This is a genomic window from Burkholderia sp. AU19243 (genome assembly GCF_018148075.1).
GTDB classification, from domain to species: Bacteria; Pseudomonadota; Gammaproteobacteria; order Burkholderiales; family Burkholderiaceae; genus Burkholderia; species Burkholderia latens_A.
Genome location: NZ_JAGSTV010000003.1, coordinates 124,315 through 144,078 on the forward strand (window position 1 = coordinate 124,315; position 19,764 = coordinate 144,078).

General features: G+C 66.6%; 17 protein-coding genes. 5 read left to right on the forward strand and 12 right to left on the reverse strand.

Annotated features, from left to right (window positions below):
* Positions 1-14 precede the first annotated feature (14 nt).
* From ubiE to KDW55_RS06800, 4 genes are all read right to left on the reverse strand, one after another.
* Positions 15-746 carry a bifunctional demethylmenaquinone methyltransferase/2-methoxy-6-polyprenyl-1,4-benzoquinol methylase UbiE gene (gene ubiE / locus KDW55_RS06785; protein ID WP_040141925.1) on the reverse strand — a complete coding sequence of 244 codons (732 nt, stop codon included), beginning with the start codon at positions 744-746 and terminating at the stop codon, positions 15-17.
* A gap of 52 nt (positions 747-798) precedes the next feature.
* Complete coding sequence (locus KDW55_RS06790) at positions 799-1,212, reverse strand: DUF971 domain-containing protein (RefSeq protein WP_040141927.1); 414 nt, start codon at positions 1,210-1,212, stop codon at positions 799-801.
* Complete coding sequence (locus tag KDW55_RS06795) at positions 1,209-1,652, reverse strand: HIT family protein (RefSeq protein ID WP_175923984.1); 444 nt, start codon at positions 1,650-1,652, stop codon at positions 1,209-1,211. The genes KDW55_RS06790 and KDW55_RS06795 overlap by 4 nt, the downstream gene beginning before the upstream one ends.
* 87 nt (positions 1,653-1,739) lie before the next feature.
* The gene (locus KDW55_RS06800; RefSeq protein WP_059548683.1) at positions 1,740-5,765 is read right to left on the reverse strand and encodes a DUF3683 domain-containing protein; all 4,026 of its coding nucleotides are present in this window, start codon (positions 5,763-5,765) and stop codon (positions 1,740-1,742) included.
* A 573-nt stretch (positions 5,766-6,338) separates the two neighbouring features.
* Between KDW55_RS06800 and ilvA the strand changes: the two genes are divergently transcribed.
* Complete coding sequence (ilvA, locus tag KDW55_RS06805; protein WP_209821102.1) at positions 6,339-7,862, forward strand: threonine ammonia-lyase, biosynthetic; 1,524 nt, start codon at positions 6,339-6,341, stop codon at positions 7,860-7,862.
* 12 nt (positions 7,863-7,874) lie between these two features.
* Positions 7,875-8,705: an NADPH-dependent 7-cyano-7-deazaguanine reductase QueF gene (gene queF / locus KDW55_RS06810; RefSeq protein ID WP_059548686.1), complete on the forward strand. Its 831-nt coding sequence runs from the start codon at positions 7,875-7,877 to the stop codon at positions 8,703-8,705.
* A 146-nt stretch (positions 8,706-8,851) separates the two neighbouring features.
* On the opposite strand, the gene KDW55_RS06815 is transcribed toward queF, so the two are convergent.
* The 3 genes from KDW55_RS06815 to KDW55_RS06825 form a co-directional block, all read right to left on the reverse strand.
* Positions 8,852-9,238: a RidA family protein gene (locus KDW55_RS06815; protein ID WP_040141939.1), complete on the reverse strand. Its 387-nt coding sequence runs from the start codon at positions 9,236-9,238 to the stop codon at positions 8,852-8,854.
* A gap of 80 nt (positions 9,239-9,318) precedes the next feature.
* Entirely contained in the window at positions 9,319-10,800 is a 1,482-nt protein-coding gene (locus KDW55_RS06820) for a D-aminoacylase (protein ID WP_212160855.1), read from the reverse strand.
* 2 nt (positions 10,801-10,802) lie between these two features.
* Positions 10,803-11,741, reverse strand: a complete 939-nt coding sequence (locus KDW55_RS06825; protein WP_040141942.1) for a MurR/RpiR family transcriptional regulator — start codon at positions 11,739-11,741, stop codon at positions 10,803-10,805.
* A 119-nt stretch (positions 11,742-11,860) separates the two neighbouring features.
* Here KDW55_RS06825 and KDW55_RS06830 point away from each other — a divergent pair, with 119 nt between their 5' ends.
* Together KDW55_RS06830 and KDW55_RS06835 are read left to right on the forward strand one after the other, a co-directional pair.
* Positions 11,861-13,141 (forward strand): amino acid deaminase, encoded by a 1,281-nt coding sequence (locus tag KDW55_RS06830; protein WP_040141945.1) that lies wholly within the window; start codon positions 11,861-11,863, stop codon positions 13,139-13,141.
* A 172-nt stretch (positions 13,142-13,313) separates the two neighbouring features.
* Positions 13,314-13,895 carry a DJ-1/PfpI family protein gene (locus KDW55_RS06835; RefSeq protein WP_040141946.1) on the forward strand — a complete coding sequence of 194 codons (582 nt, stop codon included), beginning with the start codon at positions 13,314-13,316 and terminating at the stop codon, positions 13,893-13,895.
* Between the two features lie 125 nt (positions 13,896-14,020).
* Here KDW55_RS06835 and KDW55_RS06840 read toward each other — a convergent pair whose 3' ends face one another.
* Together KDW55_RS06840 and KDW55_RS06845 are read right to left on the reverse strand one after the other, a co-directional pair.
* The gene (locus KDW55_RS06840) at positions 14,021-14,467 is read right to left on the reverse strand and encodes a MarR family winged helix-turn-helix transcriptional regulator (RefSeq protein ID WP_040141948.1); all 447 of its coding nucleotides are present in this window, start codon (positions 14,465-14,467) and stop codon (positions 14,021-14,023) included.
* A gap of 26 nt (positions 14,468-14,493) precedes the next feature.
* Entirely contained in the window at positions 14,494-16,089 is a 1,596-nt protein-coding gene (locus KDW55_RS06845) for an MDR family MFS transporter (RefSeq protein ID WP_212160854.1), read from the reverse strand.
* Between the two features lie 110 nt (positions 16,090-16,199).
* On the opposite strand from KDW55_RS06845, the gene KDW55_RS06850 reads away from it, so the two are divergent.
* A complete protein-coding gene (locus KDW55_RS06850) occupies positions 16,200-17,042 on the forward strand; it encodes an EcsC family protein (protein WP_069241749.1) in 843 nt (280 codons plus the stop codon).
* Here KDW55_RS06850 and KDW55_RS06855 read toward each other — a convergent pair.
* The 3 genes from KDW55_RS06855 to KDW55_RS06865 all read right to left on the reverse strand — a co-directional run bounded on the left by KDW55_RS06855 (position 17,012) and on the right by KDW55_RS06865 (position 19,636).
* Positions 17,012-17,974 carry an alpha/beta hydrolase gene (locus tag KDW55_RS06855; RefSeq protein WP_212160853.1) on the reverse strand — a complete coding sequence of 321 codons (963 nt, stop codon included), beginning with the start codon at positions 17,972-17,974 and terminating at the stop codon, positions 17,012-17,014. The genes KDW55_RS06850 and KDW55_RS06855 overlap by 31 nt on opposite strands.
* Positions 17,975-18,078: 104 nt before the next feature.
* Complete coding sequence (locus KDW55_RS06860) at positions 18,079-18,513, reverse strand: CHRD domain-containing protein (protein ID WP_040141954.1); 435 nt, start codon at positions 18,511-18,513, stop codon at positions 18,079-18,081.
* Positions 18,514-18,862: 349 nt separating this feature from the next.
* Positions 18,863-19,636, reverse strand: coding sequence for a class II aldolase/adducin family protein (locus KDW55_RS06865; RefSeq protein ID WP_212149446.1), 774 nt, complete (start codon positions 19,634-19,636; stop codon positions 18,863-18,865).
* Positions 19,637-19,764 lie beyond the last annotated feature (128 nt).

The window sequence follows — 19,764 nt, forward strand, 5'->3', positions numbered from 1 at the left end:
ATGGAAAGAACCCCTTAGTACTTGGTTCCAAGGTGTAAAGCTACCACGCCACCTGACAAATTGTAATATTTGACGGCGTCGAGGCCCGCTTGTTCCATCATCGTCTTCAGCGTGTCCTGATCGGGGTGCATCCGGATAGATTCAGCAAGATACCGATAACTTTCAGCATCTTTCGCGAACTTGTCGCCAAGCCACGGTAATACTTTGAAAGAATACAGATCGTACGCTTTTTTCAGCGGTTCCCAGACTTTCGAGAATTCCAGCACCATCACCCGGCCGCCAGGCTTTGCGACGCGGCGCATTTCGGCGAGCGCGGCGTCCTTGTGCGTCATGTTGCGCAGCCCGAACGCCACCGTGACCACATCGAAGTAGTTGTCCGGAAACGGAATTTTCTCGGCGTCGCACAGCAGCGACGGCGTCACGATGCCCTTGTCGAGCAGCCGGTCGCGGCCCACCCGCAGCATCGATTCGTTGATGTCCGTATGCCAGACTTCGCCGGTCGGGCCGGCCGCCTTCGCGAACGCCTTCGTCAGGTCGCCGGTGCCGGCCGCGATGTCGAGCACCTTGAAGCCGGGGCGCACGTTCGCCTGCGCGATCGTGAACGCCTTCCACGCGCGGTGCATGCCCGCGGACATCAGGTCGTTCATCAGATCGTAGTTGCTCGCGACCGAATGGAACACGCCCGCCACTTTCTTCGCTTTTTCAGTTTCCTCGACGCTTTCGAAGCCGAAGTGGGTTTTGCTCATCGCGTTGATCCTCAGTAAATGGCAAGACGGCGCCGAGCGGGCGCCGTCGATTTCAGTGGCAGTGGCCGTGCGGCGCGGGCGCCGCCTGCATCGGCGCGTCGCGCTCGATGCCCGCCGCCTTTAGTTTGTCGAAATAGTCGCGCCACAGCGCATCCTGCTGCGTCGCCAGTTCGTACAGCAGATCCCACGAGTAGATGCCGGTCGAATGGCCGTCGGAGAACGTCGGCTGCAGCGCGTAGTTGCCCACCCCCTCGAGCGCGGTGATCGTCACCTCGCGCTTGCCGGTCTGCAGCGTCTCCTGGCCGGGCCCGTGGCCGCGCACTTCGGCCGACGGCGAATAGACGCGCATCAGCTCGAACGGGATCCGGTAGTTCTCGCCGTTCGGATACTGCAATTCGAGCACGCGCGACACCGCATGCACGACGACGCCGGACGGAATCGGCGTCGTGGAAGTCAAACCGCTCATGGCTGCCTCGAATCGGTCGTTCGTTGAATTTCCTCGCGCACCGCATTGTGCAGCAACGAGGCTTGCGCCGCGCGCGAGCGCAGCAGCGCCTCGGACACGCTGCGCTGGCGCGGCGCCCACACGGGCTGCGGAAAATGGGCATCGTTCGAAAAGCGCGGGATCACGTGCCAGTGGACGTGCGGCACCATGTTGCCGAGGCTCGCGAGATTCACCTTGTTGGGCTGCATCACGCGGCGCACCGCGCGCTCCACCGCGTACACCACGCGCATCAGGTGTGCCCGCTCGGGCTCGCCGAGATCCGAGAACTCGGCCACGTGCGCGCCCCAGATCACCCGGCAGAAGCCCGGGTAGTCGTGCTCGCCCGTCGCGAGGACGACGCGCAGCACGTCGTCCTGCCAGAGCACTTCGCCGCCGTCTTCACGGCAAAACACGCATTCCATCGTCGCTCCCATGTGCACGGGCGCCGGTGCATCAGCGCCAGCGCCCGCTCTCATCCGTTGCCCCGCCGGGCGGTCGTCATGCCCGCATTAGACCAGCACGCGCTCGATCCCGCCATTGTTCGCGTGTGCGACATAGTCGGCCATCCAGTTCTCGCCGAGCACCTGGCGCGCGATTTCGACCACGATGTAGTCGGCCTCGAGGTTCGCGTCCTCGTTGTAGCGCGACAGGCCCTGCAGGCACGACGGGCAGCTCGTCAGGATCTTCACGTCCGGGCCGTTCGCGCTCGCGGCCGCCGGCGCCGGCGCGTCGCCGGCCACGACCGGGATGCTGCGCAGCTTCGCAGCGCCCTTGCGGATTTCCTCTTCCTTGCGGAAACGGACCTGCGTCGAGATGTCGGGGCGCGTGACCGCCAGCGTGCCCGATTCGCCGCAGCAGCGCTCGTTCTTTTCGATCTTGTAGCCGTCCTTCTCCGCGCCCATCAGCTCGTTGACGAGCTTGACCGGGTCCATCGTCTTGATCGGCGTGTGGCACGGGTCGTGATACATGTAGCGCGTGCCCGTCACGCCGTCGAGCTTCATCCCCTTTTCGAGCAGGAACTCGTGAATGTCGATGATCCGGCAGCCCGGGAAGATCTTGTCGAATTCATAGCCGGCGAGCTGGTCGTAGCAGGTGCCGCACGACACGACCACCGTCTTGATGTCGAGGTAGTTCAGCGTGTTCGCGACCCGGTGGAACAGCACGCGGTTGTCGGTGACGATCTTCTCCGCCTTGTCGTACTGACCCGAGCCGCGCTGCGGGTAGCCGCAGCACAGGTAGCCCGGCGGCAGCACCGTCTGCACGCCCGCTTCCCACAGCATCGCCTGCGTCGCGAGCCCGACCTGCGAGAACAGGCGCTCGGAGCCGCAGCCGGGGAAGTAGAACACCGCTTCCGAATCGACGGTCGTCGACTTCGGGTTGCGGATGATCGGCACGATCTTGTTGTCCTCGATGTCGAGCAGCGCGCGCGCCGTCTTCTTCGGCAGGTTGCCCGGCATCTTCTTGTTGACGAAGTGGATCACCTGCTCGACCGCGGGCGGTTTGCCGGTGGTCGCGGGCGGATGCTGCGTCTGCTTCGTCACGACCTTCTTCAGCATGTCGTTCGCGAAGCGCTGGACCTTGTAGCCGACGCCCATCATCACGCTGCGCGCGGCGTTGATCGTCTGCGGATTGGTCGCGTTCAGGAAGAACATGCCCGCCGCATTGCCGGCGTTGAATTTCTTCTTGCCCATCTTGCGCAACAGATTGCGCATGTTCATCGTGACGTCGCCGAAGTCGATCTTCACCGGACACGGCGTCGCGCACTTGTGGCACACCGTGCAGTGATCGGCCACGTCGTTGAACTCGTCCCAGTGCTTGATCGACACGCCGCGGCGCGTCTGTTCCTCGTACAGGAATGCCTCGACCAGCAGCGACGTCGCGAGGATCTTGTTGCGCGGGCTGTACAGCAGGTTCGCACGCGGCACGTGGGTCGCGCACACCGGCTTGCACTTGCCGCAGCGCAGGCAGTCCTTCACCGAGTCCGCAATCGCGCCGATGTCGGACTGCTGCATGATCAGCGACTCGTAACCCATCAGCCCGAAGCTCGGCGTGTATGCGTTGCGCAAATCGGCGCCGTCGAGCAGCTTGCCCTTGTTGAAGCGGCCGTTCGGGTCGACGCGCTGTTTGTATGCGCGGAATTCGGCGATTTCGTCGTCGGTCAGGAACTCGAGCTTCGTGATGCCGATCCCGTGCTCGCCGGAGATCACGCCGTCGAGCGAGCGCGCGAGCGTCATGATGCGTGCGACGGCCGCGTGCGCGTCCTGCAGCATCTCGTAGTTGTCCGAGTTGACCGGGATGTTCGTGTGAACGTTGCCGTCGCCCGCGTGCATGTGCAACGCGACGAAAACCCGGCCGCGCAGCACGCGCTTGTGGATCGCCTGCGCTTCGTCGAGGATCGGCTTGAACGCGCCGCCGTTGAAGATCGCGCGCAGTTCCGCACGGATTTCCTGCTTCCACGAGATGCGCACCGTGCGGTCCTGCGTCACGTGGAATACGGTCGCGCCCGGCTGCTCGTCCGCGCGGTCCGCGAACTTCTCGGCGAGCGCCTCGTAGCCGAGCTGCACGAGGTAGTGCTGCGCCTCGCGCAGCGGCTGGTCGAGCCGGTCGCGCACGAATTCCCAGCGCGCGCGCACGCGCTTGAGCAACTCCAGCGCCTGCTGTACGCGGTCTTCCAGCAGTTCCGCGCTCGGGATCTCGTTCGCATCGTCGGTCTTGCCGAGCGGCAGGTTGCCGCCACGGAAGAACGCTTCGAGCGCGTCGACCAGCTGCAGCTTGTTCTTGAGCGACAGCTCGATGTTGATCCGCTCGATGCCGTCGGTGTACTCGCCCATCCGGTTCAGCGGGATCACGACGTCTTCATTGATCTTGAACGCGTTCGTGTGCTTCGCGATCGCGGCCGTGCGGCTGCGGTCGAGCCAGAAGCGCTTGCGCGCCTCCGCACTGACCGCGACGAAGCCTTCGCCGCTCTTGCCGTTCGCCATCCGGATCACTTCGGACGTCGCCTGCGCGACCGCATCGGCGTCGTCGCCGACGATGTCGCCGATCAGCACCATTTTCGGGAATGCGTTGCGCTTGCTCTTGGTCGCGTAGCCGACCGCGCGCAGGTAGCGCTCGTCGAGGTGCTCAAGGCCGGCGAGAATCGCGCCGCCCTGCTTCGACGTCTCGAACAGGTAGTCCTTGATTTCCACGATGCTCGGGATCGCCTCGCGCGCCTGGCCGAAGAATTCGAGGCAAACGGTGCGCGTGTGCGCCGGCATCTTGTGCAGCACCCAGCGCGCGGACGTGATGAGCCCGTCGCAGCCTTCCTTCTGCACGCCCGGCAGACCGGCGAGGAACTTGTCGGTCACGTCCTTGCCGAGCCCTTCCTTGCGGAAGCGGCGGCCTTCGATCTCGAGCATCTCCGTCTTCAGCAGCTTTTCGCCGGGCGCATATGCGCCGTCGAACCACTTCAGCTCGAAACGCGCGACGTCGACGTCGTGGATCTTGCCCTGGTTGTGCTCGTGGCGCGTGACTTCGAGCCAGTTGCCGTCCGGGTCGACCATCCGCCACCAGGCCAGGTTGTCGAGCGCGGTGCCCCACAGCACGGCCTTCTTGCCGCCCGCGTTCATCGCGACGTTGCCGCCGATGCACGATGCGTCGAGCGACGTCGGATCGACCGCGAATACGTAGCCGGCCGCTTCGGCCGCTTCGGTCACGCGACGCGTGACGACGCCCGCGCCCGAGAAGATCGTCGGCACCTTGTGCGCGACGCCCGGCAGTTCGGTCAGCTCGACCGCGCCGAGCTGTTCGAGCTTCTCGGTGTTGATCACCGCGGAGAACGGCGTGAGCGGCACCGCGCCGCCCGTGTAGCCGGTGCCGCCGCCGCGCGGAATCACCGTGAGGCCGAGCTCGAAGCACGCCTTGATCAGCGCGGCGATCTCGGCTTCGGTGTCGGGGGTCAACACGACGAACGGGTATTCGACGCGCCAGTCGGTCGCATCGGTCACGTGCGACACGCGCGACAGCCCGTCGAAGCGGATGTTGTCCTTCTGCGTACAGCGGCCGAGCGCCTTGGTCGCGCGGCGGCGCAGGTCGGCCATCTTGTCGAATTCGTCCGCGAATTCGTCGACGGCGCGCTGCGCGGCGGCCTCGAGCATCTCGACGCGCTCCGCGCGTTCCCGGCCGGCGTCGTCGTGGTGCTCGGTGAGGTCGGCGCGGCGGCGCTTGCCGATCTCGGTCAGGCGATGGTTCAGCGCCTCGATCAACAGCGCGCGGCGCTTCGGGTTGTCGAGCAGGTCGTCCTGCAAGTACGGATTGCGGCGCACGACCCAGATGTCGCCGAGCACTTCATACAGCATCCGCGCCGAGCGGCCCGTGCGGCGTTCCGCGCGCAGCTCGTCGAGCACCGACCACGCATCCGCGCCGAGCAGGCGAATCACGATCTCGCGATCGGAGAACGACGTGTAGTTGTAGGGAATCTCGCGCAGACGGGGCGCGGGGTCGGCGGCGACGGCGGCGGCCGCGCCATGCGGATCGAAAACTTGTGGTGCGTTCATGTTCGGACGACTCGGAGGGCCGATACACCGTGCACGGGCGTCGGCAAGCGCGTGGGCGCAATCTTGGGGAAATCTGTTCTTGTGCCAGGCGCGGGACTATCTCGCATGGGGCCGGAGCGGGTGAGGACTCACCGTTCCGGGCCGGCAGGGCCTGGCGGCACTCGGAGCCATCAGCACGATCGCGCGCGGCGCGCATGCCGTTCCGCCGCGGGGCTGGCTGCGCGCGGCGACGGCTTCAACGGGGCGATCCGAGGGTGCCTCTGCATCTTCCGATCCTTGATTCAAAACGGAATTCTAACCCATGATCGGCCCATGCGTGGGACGCCGGACAGGTCGTGGGGCTTTCGCCGCAACCCGCGCCAGGCCTGGTTCGACGCGGTTTCGCGGCGGCATTCGCCGTCCGTCCGGTCGGTAACCATGCGGTTAAATTGGTAAAAAGGGACCGCGCCGCGCCGACGACGGCCCCGCACGCGGCGCGGCGACGGCGCGTCGGCATGCGGCTTGCGTGCGAGCGGACCCTTGGCGCTATCATTGATCCTTTACCGTCTGCTTCCGCACCGCACGCGAGCGCCCATGGCATCCCACGATTATCTGAAGAAAATCCTCACTGCGCGCGTCTACGACGTCGCGCTCGAGACGGAACTCGAACCCGCCCGCAATCTGTCGGCCCGGCTGCGCAACCCCGTTTACCTGAAGCGCGAGGACAACCAGCCGGTGTTCTCGTTCAAGCTGCGCGGCGCATACAACAAGATGGCGCACATTCCCGCCGACGCGCTCGCGCGCGGCGTGATCACGGCGTCGGCCGGCAACCACGCGCAGGGCGTCGCGTTCTCGGCGGCGCGGATGGGCATCAAGGCCGTGATCGTCGTGCCCGTCACGACGCCGCAGGTGAAGGTCGACGCGGTGCGCGCGCACGGCGGCCCGAGCGTCGAGGTGATCCAGGCGGGCGAATCGTACAGCGATGCGTACGCGCACGCGGTGAAGGTGCAGGCCGAGCGCGACCTCACGTTCGTCCATCCGTTCGACGACCCGTACGTGATCGCCGGCCAGGGCACGATCGCGATGGAAATCCTGCGGCAGCACCAGGGCCCGATTCACGCGATCTTCGTGCCGATCGGCGGCGGCGGGCTCGCAGCCGGCGTAGCCGCTTACGTGAAGGCCGTGCGCCCCGAGATCAAGGTATTCGGCGTGCAGGCGGAGGATTCGTGCGCGATGGCGCAGTCGTTGCAGAAGGGCGAGCGCGTCGAGCTGCCCGAAGTGGGCCTGTTCGCGGACGGCACGGCCGTGAAGCTCGTCGGCGAGGAAACCTTCCGGCTCTGCAGCGAATTCCTCGACGGCGTCGTGACGGTCGACACCGACGCGCTTTGCGCGGCAATCAAGGACGTGTTCCAGGACACGCGCAGCGTGCTCGAACCGTCGGGCGCGCTCGCCGTCGCGGGCGCGAAACGCTATGCGGAACGCGAAGGAATCGAGAACCAGACGCTCGTTGCGGTCACGTCGGGCGCGAACATGAACTTCGACCGGATGCGGTTCGTCGCGGAACGGGCCGAAGTCGGCGAGGCGCGCGAAGCCGTGTTCGCGGTGACGATCCCGGAGGAGCGCGGCAGCTTCAAGCGCTTCTGCACGCTCGTCGGCGACCGCAACGTGACCGAGTTCAACTACCGGATCGCGGATGAAAAGTCCGCGCACATCTTCGTCGGCGTGCAGATCAAACGGCGCGGCGAATCGGCGGAGATCGCCGCGAATTTCGAATCGCACGGCTTCAAGACCGTCGACCTCACGCACGACGAGCTGTCGAAGGAACACATCCGCTACATGGTGGGCGGCCGCTCGCCGCTCGCGCTCGACGAACGCCTGTTCCGCTTCGAATTCCCGGAGCGGCCGGGCGCGCTGATGAAGTTCCTGTCGTCGATGGCGCCGGACTGGAACATCAGCCTGTTCCACTATCGCAACCAGGGCGCGGACTACAGCTCGATCCTCGTCGGACTGCAGGTGCCGCAGGCCGATCATGCCGAGTTCGAACGCTTCCTCGCGGCGCTCGGTTATCCGTATGTCGAAGAGAGTGCCAATCCGGCTTATCGCCTCTTCCTGTCGTAAAGGCTTCGTCCCATGAACCCCGAACAATCCCCGCTCGGCAAGGCCACCGTCTACGCGGCGCAGTACGATGCATCGCTGCTGTTCCCGATCCCGCGCGCCGGCGCGCGCGAGCAGCTCGGCATCACGTCGGCGCTGCCGTTCTTCGGCACCGACATCTGGAACGCTTACGAGCTGTCGTGGCTCAACGCGCGCGGCAAGCCGCAGCTCGCGATCGCGACGTTCTACGTGCCGGCCGAATCGCCGAACATCGTCGAATCGAAGTCGTTCAAGCTGTATCTCGGCTCGTTCGCGCAATCGAAGTTCGACTCGGTCGACGCGGTGCGCGACGTGCTCAAGCGCGACGTGTCGGCCGCGTGCGGCGCAAGCGTGTCGGTGCAGCTCGTGTCGCCGCACGATTTCGGCAAGCTCGAGATGGAAGAGCTCGACGGGCTGTCGCTCGACCGGCTCGATCTCGACACCGACGTGTACGAACCGGATCCTTCGCTGCTGTCGGCCGCGGACGCCGAGGACGAAGCGCCGGTCGAGGAAACGCTCGTGTCCGACCTGCTGCGCTCGAACTGCCCGGTCACCGGCCAGCCGGACTGGGGCAGCGTGCAGATCCATTACGTCGGCCCGCAGATCGATCACGCGGGGCTGCTGCGCTACATCATCTCGTTCCGCAATCACACCGGCTTTCACGAGCAGTGCGTCGAACGAATCTTCCTCGACATCCTGCATGCGTGCAAACCGGTGAAGCTCGCGGTGTATGCGCGGTATACACGCCGCGGCGGGCTCGACATCAATCCGTTCCGGACCAATTACAACCAGCCGATGCCGGATAATGCGCGGACTGCGCGTCAGTGAATGAACGCAGGCCGGCAGGCATTTTGACCTGCCGCCCTTCACCTGCCCGCGCATCTCCGGTCGGTCGCGCCTCAACGCCGCCATAACGCAAAGAGGCCGACGCACGCGAATGCGCCGGCCTCTTTGCAATGCAAACCCTCGCCGCGTTACTTCACCGGCGGCTTGTACGCGATGCAATCCACCTCGACCTTGCAGTCGATAACCATGCTCGACTGCACGCACGCGCGTGCCGGCGGGTGTTCGCCGAAGTACGAAATGAACACCTTGTTGAACGACGCAAAATCGCGCGCGTCGTCGAGCCACACGCCGCAGCGCACGACGTGTTCGAGCCCGTAGCCGGCCTCCTTCAGGATCGCGATCACGTTTTCGATCGCCTGCTTCGACTGCGTGACGATCCCGCCTTCGACGACCTCGCCGTTCACCATCGGCGTCTGCCCCGACACGTACAGCCAGCCGTCGGCCTCGACCGCGCGCGCAAACGGCATTACCTGACCGCCGGTGCCCTTCGCTTCGCCCACGCCATATCGCTTCATCGTTTTCACTCCTGTTTCAGTTCCGTTGCGAATGCGTGCGCCGAACGCGGCGCACGCGGAATATCGAAATGCGCCCGCGTTCAGAACGCGGCGTCGCCGCTCGCCGGCACGCGTTCGCCGCGCGCGATGAATACGCCCGCGCGCTCGCCGGTCGCCCGCCCGTTCTCGTAGGTCAGCACGCCGTTCACCCACACCGCATCGATCCCGTGCGCAGGCTGCTGCGGCTTCTCGAACGTGGCCGCATCGAGCACGCGCGCCGGATCGAACAGCACGAGATCCGCGTGATAACCGACGTGCACTTCGCCGCGCTTCGCGATCCCGTAGCGGCGCGCGGACAGCGACGTCATCTTGCGAATCGCTTCCTCGAGCGGCAGCAGGTTCGTGTCGCGCACGTAATGGCCGAGCACGCGCGGAAACGCGCCCCACAGCCGCGGATGCGGCAGCGGATCGTTCGGCAGCCCGTCCGAGCCGACCATCGTCGCCGGGTGCGACAGGATCCGGCGCACATCGTCCTCGGACATGTTGTGGTACACGGCGCCGGCCGGACGAATCCGCTGCGCGGCCTCCTGCTCGGTCACGCCCCAATCGGCGGCAATCGCCTTCAGCAGCTTGCCGGCGACTTCCGGATGCGGCTCCGACCACGTGATCGTGATGTCGATGTCGCCGGTCACCTGCTTCAGGTCGAGCGTCGACGAGCTGCGGCTGTACGGATAGCAATCGCAGCCGACCGGCTGGTAGCGGCGCGCACGTTCGAGCGACGCGAGCACCTCGGTGCTGCGCCCCCAGTTCGACGGGCCCGCGCACTTCAGGTGGGAGATCACGACCGGCACCTTCGCGTGACGGCCGACGCGGTACGCTTCGTCCATCGCGTCGAGGATCGCGTCGAACTCGGTGCGCATGTGCGTCGTGTACAGCGCCCCGGCATTCGCAAGCGGCTCGGCAAGCGCCATCACCTCCTCGGCCGGCGCAGCGAACGCGGAACCGTACGCAAGGCCCGATGACAGGCCGAGCGCGCCATTGGCGAGCGCCTCCTCGAGCTGCGTGCGCATCCCGGCGATCTCGCCGTCGGTCGCCGCGCGGTCGAGGCGGTCCATCTGGTTGTTGCGCAGCGCGGTGTGGCCGACGAGTGCCGCGACGTTCACGGCCGGGTGCGCGCCGTTGACGGCCTCGACATAGGCGGCGAAAGTCGGGTAGCGAAACGCGTCGCGATCGCCGAGCAGGTTCATCGGGTCGGGCGGGTCGCCGTCCAGCGTCACCGGCGACGCGCTGATCCCGCAGTTGCCGACGATCACGGTCGTCACGCCTTGCGAGATCTTCGGCAGCATCTGCGGCGCGCGGATCACGTGGGTGTCGTCGTGCGTGTGCACGTCGACGAAACCCGGCGCGAGCGCGCGGCCGTTCGCATCGACGACGGCCTCCGCAAGCCAGTTCGACAGGTTGCCGATCGCGGCGATGAAGCCGTTGCGGATCGCGACGTCGCGCGTGACCGGCGGTGCGCCGGTGCCGTCGTACAGCTGCGCGCCGACGATCAGCGTATCGGCGGCTTCGGGATGCGAATGCATGGTCAGTCTCCTACCGGTTGACGGTCTCCGCCGCCGCGGTGCGCATCGAGCGCGTGCTTGATGCGGCGCAGCGATTCCCGGCCCGCATCCCCGAGCCGCAACGCGACCCCGGTGACGAGCACGTCGATCGCCATCATCATCGCGTAGCGCGATGTCGAAGGCTTGTAAATGAAATCGGTTTCGAACGCGACGACCGGAATCAGGTGATCGGCGAGCGCCGCAAGCGGCGACGCCGGCGCCGTGATCGCGATCAGCGTCGCGCCATAACGCTTCGCGACGCGGCAACTTTCGAGCAACTCGGGCACGCGCCCGCTCACCGACAGCGCGACGACCACGGCGTCGCGCGACAGCGTCGCCGACACCATTCGCTGCAACAGGCTGTCCTGATAGGTCGCGACCGGTCGGCCAAAGCGCACGAGCCGGAAGCGCAGTTCGTCGGCGAGCGCGGTCGAGCCGCCGCCCTGCCCGTACACATAAATCATCTTCGCGCCGGCAAGCAGGTCGGCGGCCGCGTCGAACGACGTATTGCGCAGCAACTGGTGGTTGTGCGCGAGCGCGACGCGGATCTCGTCGTAGACGACCGATGCGGCATTTGCATCTTCGCCGGGATGCTCGCCGGAAGGCGCGAGAAAGCGCTGCCCGACGGCCGCTGCCTGCGCAACGAGCACCTTCAGTTCTCGCACGTCGCGGCAGCCGACGGCCTTCGCGAATCGCGTGACCGTCGCGACGCTGACTTCCGCGTCGCGCGCGAGCGCGCCGATGCTCGCATGCGCGGCGCGCGCGAGATCGGCGAGGATGAACGCTGCGACCTTGCGTTCGGCTTCACGCAGCTCTGGCGCGCATTCGGCGATCCGCGCAACGATATCGAGGACCGGCGCGGCGGACGGCGCGGACGGCGGGTCGGCTGCAAATGCAGCGGACGGAGTCACGGGCGTATTCATCTGAGAAAAAGGACGCGAAGCTCGATGTTACTAAATAACATCACCGCGCCGATGCTACTTTCTGTACCATCTGCGTGTCAACTTCAGTGCAATGCATCGTGATGATGGAGCGGGATGAGATGAAAGTTACAAACTATCAAGAACCGACAATCAATCCGTTGGGCAAGGGTCTCGGCAACGTGCCGAGCGCGAGCGTGCCGCTCGACGACGCGGGCCGGCTCGAGTGGAACCTGCTCGCGGAAGACGTAAGCCTGCCGGCCGCCGTCCTGTACGCGGATCGCATCGAACACAATCTGAACTGGATGCAGGCGTTCGTCCAGCAGTACGGCGCGCAATTCGCGCCGCACGGCAAGACGACGATGGCGCCGCAACTGTTCCGCCGCCAGCTCGCGGCAGGCGCGTGGGGCATCACGCTCGCGACCGCGCATCAGACGCAGGCCGCGTATCACGGCGGCGTGCGGCGCGTGCTGCTCGCGAACCAGCTGGTCGGCCGCCAGAACATGACGATCATCGCCGGGCTGCTGTCCGATCCCGATTTCGAGTTCTTCTGCCTCGTCGATTCGGCCGACAGCGTCGACCAGCTCGGCCGCTTCTTCGGCGACGCGAACAAGACGTTGAACGTGCTGATCGAGCTCGGCGTGCCGGGCGGCCGCGCGGGCGTGCGCGACGCCGCGCAGCGTGAGGCCGTGCTGGGCGCGATCGCTCGCTATCCCGGCACGCTGAAGCTCGCGGGCATCGAACTTTACGAAGGCGTGCTGAAGGAGGAAGGCGAAATCCGCGCGTTCCTGCAGGATGCCGTCGCGTTCACGCGCGAGCTGGCGGAAGCCGGCCGGTTCGCGCGCACGCCGGCGATTCTGTCGGGTGCCGGGTCGGCGTGGTACGACGTGGTCGCGGAAGAATTCGCGAAGGCGTCCGATGCGGGTTTCGCGGAAGTCGTGCTGCGTCCGGGCTGCTACCTGACGCACGACGTCGGCATCTACAAGAAAGCGCAGACGGACGTGTTTGCGCGCAACCCGATCGCGCGCCGGATGGGCGAAGGGCTGCTGCCGGCGCTGCAGCTGTGGGCGTACGTGCAATCCGTGCCGGAAGCCGACCGCGCGATCATCGCGCTCGGCAAGCGCGACGCGGCGTTCGACGCAGGCTTGCCCGAGCCGGCGCGCCACTTCCGGCCGGGCCGCGACAGCGCGCCGCGCGACGTCGCCGCGAGCGAGGGCTGGGCAGTCACCGGGATGATGGACCAGCACGCGTACCTGAAGATTCCGCCCGGCGCCGACGTGAAGGTCGGCGACATGGTCGCGTTCGACATCTCGCACCCGTGCCTGACGTTCGACAAGTGGCGCCAGCTGCTCGTCCTCGATCCGCAGTTCCGCGTGACGGAAGTCGTCGAAACGTTCTTCTGACGCATCGCACGCGCCGCGTGGGCGCTCCGCCGTCGCGCGGGGCGTTCGTCACGCGCGCTTCAATCTGCCGGAGTACACTGCGCTTTCGTCCTCGGTGCCGCTTCGCCGCCGTTGCTCCAGCCTGCCGCACACGGCGCGAACGGACCCTCAACGCTGTTCAATGGAGAAAGCCATGGCCGCGAAGAAGATCCTGTTCCTGACCGGTGATTTCGCCGAAGACTATGAAACGATGGTGCCGTTCCAGGCACTGCAGGCGGTCGGCCACCACGTCGACGCGGTCTGCCCGGGCAAGCGCGCGGGCGACAAGGTCAAGACCGCGATCCACGATTTCGAAGGCGACCAGACCTACACCGAAAAACCGGGTCACAACTTCACGCTGAACGCGACGTTCGACGACGTCGATGCGTCGGGCTACGACGCGCTCGCGATCGCGGGCGGCCGCGCGCCCGAATACCTGCGCCTCGACCCGAAGGTAATCTCGCTGGTGCGCGCGTTCGCGGAAGCCGGCAAGCCGATTGCCGCGATCTGCCACGCGGCGCAACTGCTCGCGGCCGCCGACGTGATCCGCGGCAAACGCATCTCGGCCTACCCGGCCTGCGCACCCGAGGTGAAGCTCGCCGGCGGCGAATATGCGGACATCCCGGTCGACGCGGCCGTCACCGACGCGCCGTTCGTCACCGCGCCCGCATGGCCCGCGCATCCGGCATGGCTCGCGCAGTTCCTCGCGCTGCTCGGTACGCGCATCGAGCTTTGAACGGCGCCGGCGTGAATTGAAATAATGCGAAGTAAGCGAAACGCCGACAGGTGCAGGGGCGTACGCGCACTGCGCGTCGCCGGTTGAGCGCGGCCGACGGGTGCGCCCCGTCGGGCCCCGCTGCTTCAGTGCGGCGCCGGGGGCGAGCCGACGTCGGCGATCCGCGACTCCAGCATCGCGAGCGCGCCCGACAGCGCGGTCAGCACGTCATCCGGCAATTGCGCCATCGTCTGTTCGATGAACGCCTTGCGGCGCGGCAGACACGCGTCGAACGCGGCGCGGCCTTCGGCGGTCAGCGTGACGTTGGTCACGCGGTTGTCGCGCGCATCGGACGCGCGCTCGATCCAGCCGAGCGCGTCGAGCGACTTCAACTGGCGCGTGAGCGCGCCCGGATCGATGCGCAGCACCTCGACGAGCTTCTTCTGCGACGAATGCCCGCCCATCGTGTGCAGTGCGACCATGATCCGCCAACGCGGCATCGGCTGTCCGACGTGCGTCTCAAATGCGGTCATGAACGCGCGATACGTGCGTCCGAATTGCTGCAAGATCGCGACGCGGTCCTGTTCTTCCATGCGCTCAGTTCTGTTCGTTCAATCGGTCAGTCGGCCGCGACGTGCGGCTCGATCTTGTGCCGCAACGCGATCGGCGGCACGCGTCGGCACTGCCACACCGATACCACGGCGACGACGGCCGCCATCGCGACGCCGACGTGGATCGCGCCGACCAGCGATTCGCGAGCCGCTTCCAGCAGCAGCGCGCCATTATGCCCGGCGCGCGTGAGCTCCGCGACAAGACCGCCCTGCGCGGCCCGATCGATCAGTATCTGCGGATCGGCGAGCTGCGCATGCCATTGCAGCGCGTGATCGCGCGACAGCGCATCGCGCACGCCGCTCGAATACAGCTGGTTGACGAGCGTGCCGGTCAGCGCGGTGCCGATCATCCCGCCGACCATACGCAGCGACTGCAGCAGCGCGGTCGCGATACCGAGATGCTCGCGGCCGGCCGTCTGCTGCGCGAACACGGTCAGGTTCGGCAGCACGAAGCCGAGCCCGATCCCGCCGGCCGCCATCAGCGCCATCAACATCCAGCCCGGCGTGGCGTGCGTCGCCACGACGACCCCTGCGCACGCGATGGCGAACAGCACGAACCCGACCTGCAGCATCGCGTTCGGATTGCGGATGCGCGTGACGACACGGCCGTTCATGATGCTGCCGATCGTGATGAACACGACGAGCGGCGTGATCACGAGCCCCGCCTCCTTCGGCGACATTCCGAAGCCGCCCTGGAACAGCAGCGGCGCGTAGAACAGCAGCGAGAACATCGAGAAGCCGGCCAGGATCGCGAGCACGAACAGCGCGGCGAGCGCCCGGTTGCCGAACATGTCGAACGGCAGAATCGGCTGCGCCGAGCGCTTTTCCCAATGCCACAAGCCGATCCCGGCGCCGACCGCGACGACCAGCAGCAGTGACGCCCAGCTCGCCGCGCCGTACTTCGGCAGCCATTCGACGAACAGCTGCAGCGCACCGAGCGACAACGCGATCAGCAGCGCACCGGGCCAGTCGAGCCGCATCTTGCGCTGATGCTCGACGTGGCGCAGGTGAGGCAGATAGCGCCACACGAAGAACAGCGAAAGGATGCCGATCGGCAGGTTCACGTAGAACACCGAGCGCCACCCGAACGACTGCGTGAGGAACCCGCCGAGCGACGGCCCGATCGCGTTCGCGATGCCGAAGGCCGAGCTCATCAGCACCTGCCAGCGCAGCCGCACGACCGAGTCGGGGAACAGGTCCGGAATGCACGCGAACGCAGTGCCGACCAGCATCCCGCCGCCAATCCCCTGCAGGCCGCGCGCGAGGACCAGGAACAGCATGTCGTTGGCCATCCCGCATAGCACCGACGCGCCGGTGAACACGACGATCGACGCGATGACGAACGGCTTCCTGCCGTAATAGTCGCCGAGGCGGCCGAAGATCGGCACGGTAATCACGGAACTGAGCAGGTACGAGGTCGCCACCCACGCGTACAGGTCGAAGCCGCGGAGTTCGGCGACGATGGTCGGCAGCGCGGTGCCGACGACGGTCTGATCGAACGCGACCAGCATGGTGACGAACGAGATCCCGATCATCGCCAGCAACGATTCACGGAACGGCAGCAGTTGCCCGCTCGAATGGTGGGCGGCAGTATGGACGGCCATTTTTTGTTGATGCAACTTTTGACGGGTCAAGCAATCTCAAAATTCTAGCATGCCGGAGTAATCTAGGCCGGCGACGTTCGGGGGCCCGTTCCCGGCCGCGAAGGAGAAACATGGAACCGATTTCGATCACGCCCGCGGCGACGCTGTCGCCGGAAGACCAGGACGCGCTGCGGCGCGCGAAGCAGGTGCTGGAAAGCCCGTCGCTGACGATGAAGCTCACGGGCGTGCTGGGCGCGCCGGTCGAGAAAATGATCGCGCGGCTGCCCGATTTCGCGACCGGGAAGATCAACGACGCGACGCAGCTCGCGCTGCGCAAATGCCTGAACATCGCACTGCGCACGCTCGGCAAGCCGCAGACGCCCGATGCGGAGCCGGAGAAGCCGAGCAACCTGCTGCACAAGCTCGCGGTCGCGACCACCGGCGCTGCGGGCGGCGCGTTCGGCTTCCTCGCGTTGCCGGTCGAGTTGCCGGTGACGACCACGCTGATCTTCCGCTCGGTGTGCGACATCGCGCGCAGCGAAGGCGAGGATCTCGGTTCAGTGGATACGCAGCTGCAGTGCCTGGCCGTCCTCGGCATGGGCGGTGCGCCGGACAAGCAGGAGGAAGAAGCCGATCTCGGCTATTTCGTGCTGCGCGGTGCGCTCGCGCAGGCGATTTCGAAGGCGTCGTCGGACATCACGACGAAGGGCGTCACCGCGCACGGCTCGGCAGCGGTATTCAAGCTGGTGCAGACGGTCGCGTCGCGCTTCTCGGTGCAGGTGACCGAGCAGATGGCCGCGAAGTCCATCCCGGCGATCGGCGCGGTGCTCGGCGCGACGGTCAACACGCTGTTCATCGACCACTTTCAGCAGATGGCGCACGGCCACTTCACCGTGCGCCGGCTCGAGCGCAAGTACGGGTCGGTTGCGGTGAAGGCCGCGTATCAGGCGATCGACGGCTCGCCCGCGCGCTGAATCGCCCGCTCGACCGCGACGCGACGCAGGAACGCCGCGGCACGATCGAGCGCGTCGCGCGACTCCGGCACCATCGGCGTGTACAGCTGCCACACGTGCGGCATGTCGGGCCACACCTCCAGTTCCACCGGCACGCCAGCCGCCTTCGCGTTGTCGGCAACGCGCCGCGCATCGTCGAGCAGCACCTCGGTGCTGCCCGCCTGGATGAACAGCGGCGGCAGTCCGGCAAGATCCGCATAGAGCGGCGACGCATACGGATGCGTCGCCGGTGCATCACCGAGATACAGCTTTGCCGCCTTCGGCAGCGCGGCGGCCGAGAACATCGGGTCGCGGCCGTCGTTGGTACGCATCGTGTCGCCGGTGCCCGCGAGATCGGTCCACGGCGAGAACAGGATCGCGCCGGCCGGCAACGGCTCGCCGCGATCGCGCAGCGCGACGAGTGTCGCGAGCGCGAGACCGCCGCCTGCCGAGTCGCCGCCGAACACGATCGACTCGGGCGGCGTGCCGAGCGCGAGCAGTTGGCGATACGCGGCCAGCGCATCGTCGAGCGCAGCCGGGAAGCGGTTTTCCGGAGCGAGCCGGTAGTCGAGCGAGAACGAGCGCACGCCCGCGCGCCGGGTCAGCCGGAACACGAGCGGCCGATGGGTTTTCGTCGAACAGAAGTAGTAGCCGCCGCCGTGGAAATACAGCAGCGTGCGGCCGGCGCCGCGCGCCGCGACCGCGCCGGTGCGCTCGAGCCATTCGCCGCGCAGCGGCGCGTCGCCGGGCCCGTAGCATTCGCGCAGCCGATCGCCCGACGGCACACGCCGCGGGATGACCATTCTGAGGTCGGTGAAGCGCCGCGCGCGGGCGGGGTCGAGCACCGGGCGCATGGTCTCCGGACGAAACTGCCAGCGCAGCAGCCAGCACGCGAACTTGCTTTGCCAACTCATCGAACACACTCCGTCGTCGCGGTGTGGCGATGGTACGTGCAATCGTCGCCACGCCGCTCGACCGGAGCCTCCATATCAAACGCGGGCGCGCGGATTCGCCGGGCTCAGTTCGCCGGCATCAGCTGGCCGCGGATTTCGCCGGCCGGATGCTCCTTCGTGTGCACGTTGAAGTACCACTTGCCGCTCATCAGCTCCGTCACCTGCGCGTCGGTGAGCTCCTTCTCGCCCTTGATGGGGCTCGCAAGCCCGTCTTTCGGGATCGGCACCTGCACGCCCGCGTTCTGGCCGACCGGCGCGGGACCGTGGAAGTGGGCGGCGGTCGCCGGACCGGTGAGGTGATCGTAAGTCACCGTCCACCGAAGCATGTGGGTAGCCGTGTCGTAGGTGGCGTCGACCGCGCCGGAGCCTTTCGTCGCGGTGGGCGGCACCTCGCTCGACGGCTGCAGGCTGGCGGACAGATGCATCGTTTCGGCGGCGGCACTGCCGGCGGCCATGACGCCTGCGAGCAATACGGCCTGGAGCAAACGCAGCTTCAGCATGAATCCTCCTTGTACGACTTGGGACGCCGCCCGGCCGGGGGCGCTCCATGATGGTAGTCGATCGCCGCTGATCCGGCAGCACATGCGCGAACCGCCAGCCTGCCGGAACCAGGAAGAGACCTTTGCACCGCAAGCCCTGAATCCGCGTGCGGCCTTTCGCTACACTTCGTCTCACAGTTGCTTGTTTCCTTCGTCCGAAGGAGTCTGCGAGTATTCACGCGGCCGCCCGGCCGCGTTTTTTTTTGCCCGCGCCGCCTCGAATCGGGCCTCGGGATGCAGATTGGTTACCGCGAACCGCCGATCATCACGAATCGACCGGGTGACGAGCAGCTGCGGCGACGCTCGCGCATCACGCGCGATAGCCCGGATCGATGCGATCGACGATGCGCTGCAGCGCGTCGAATGCGTCCTGCCCCGCACCGTGCTTCGGATCGAAATTCAGCGAATCGCGCACGCAGCCCTCGAGTACCGATGGCTCGATCGGCAATGCGTCGCCGATAGCGCGCGTTGCGACCTGCACCTCACACGCGCGATTGAGCAGCCACATCAGCGAGAAGGTCTGCGCGAGCGTCGCGCCGATCGTCACCGGCCCGTGGTTGCGCAACAGCAGCACGGGTCGCCCGCCGGCGCTGGCGACGATGCGCCGGCCTTCGTCGAGATGCACGGTGATGCCCTCGAAGTCGTGATAGGCGATCTTTCCGTACAGCTGCGCGGAGTAGAAGTTCGAGAACGATAGCCCGTCGCGCGAGCAGCACACGGCCATCGTCGGCGTCGTGTGCACGTGCATCACGCAATGCGCATCCGGGAGCGCCGCGTGGATCGCGCTGTGGAACGTGAAGCCCGCCGGGTTGATCGGCCAGTCGGAATGCCCGATCACGTTGCCGTCGATGTCGATTTTCACGAGATTCGACGCGCAAACCTCGCGGTAATGGAGCCCGAACGGATTGATCAGGAAATGGCCGTCTTCGCCGGGCACGCGCAGCGAGATATGGTTGTAGATCAGCTCGGTCCAGCCGAGATGCTCGAAGATCCGGTAGGCGGCCGCGAGCTGCACGCGCGCCTGCCATTCGGCTTCGGAGAAACGGGCGGGACGCGTGAACGGCTGGTTCGGTACACGTTGCATGGGGTACTCCGGTTGCGGGCGGGCGCGGCCGCACGTGCGGCGCACGTCGTCCATCGTCGGCAGGCGCCAGATGCGCGGATGGCGCATGCGGCGCGGCGTGCGGCAGGGCTCCGACCCGCATTGCGCGA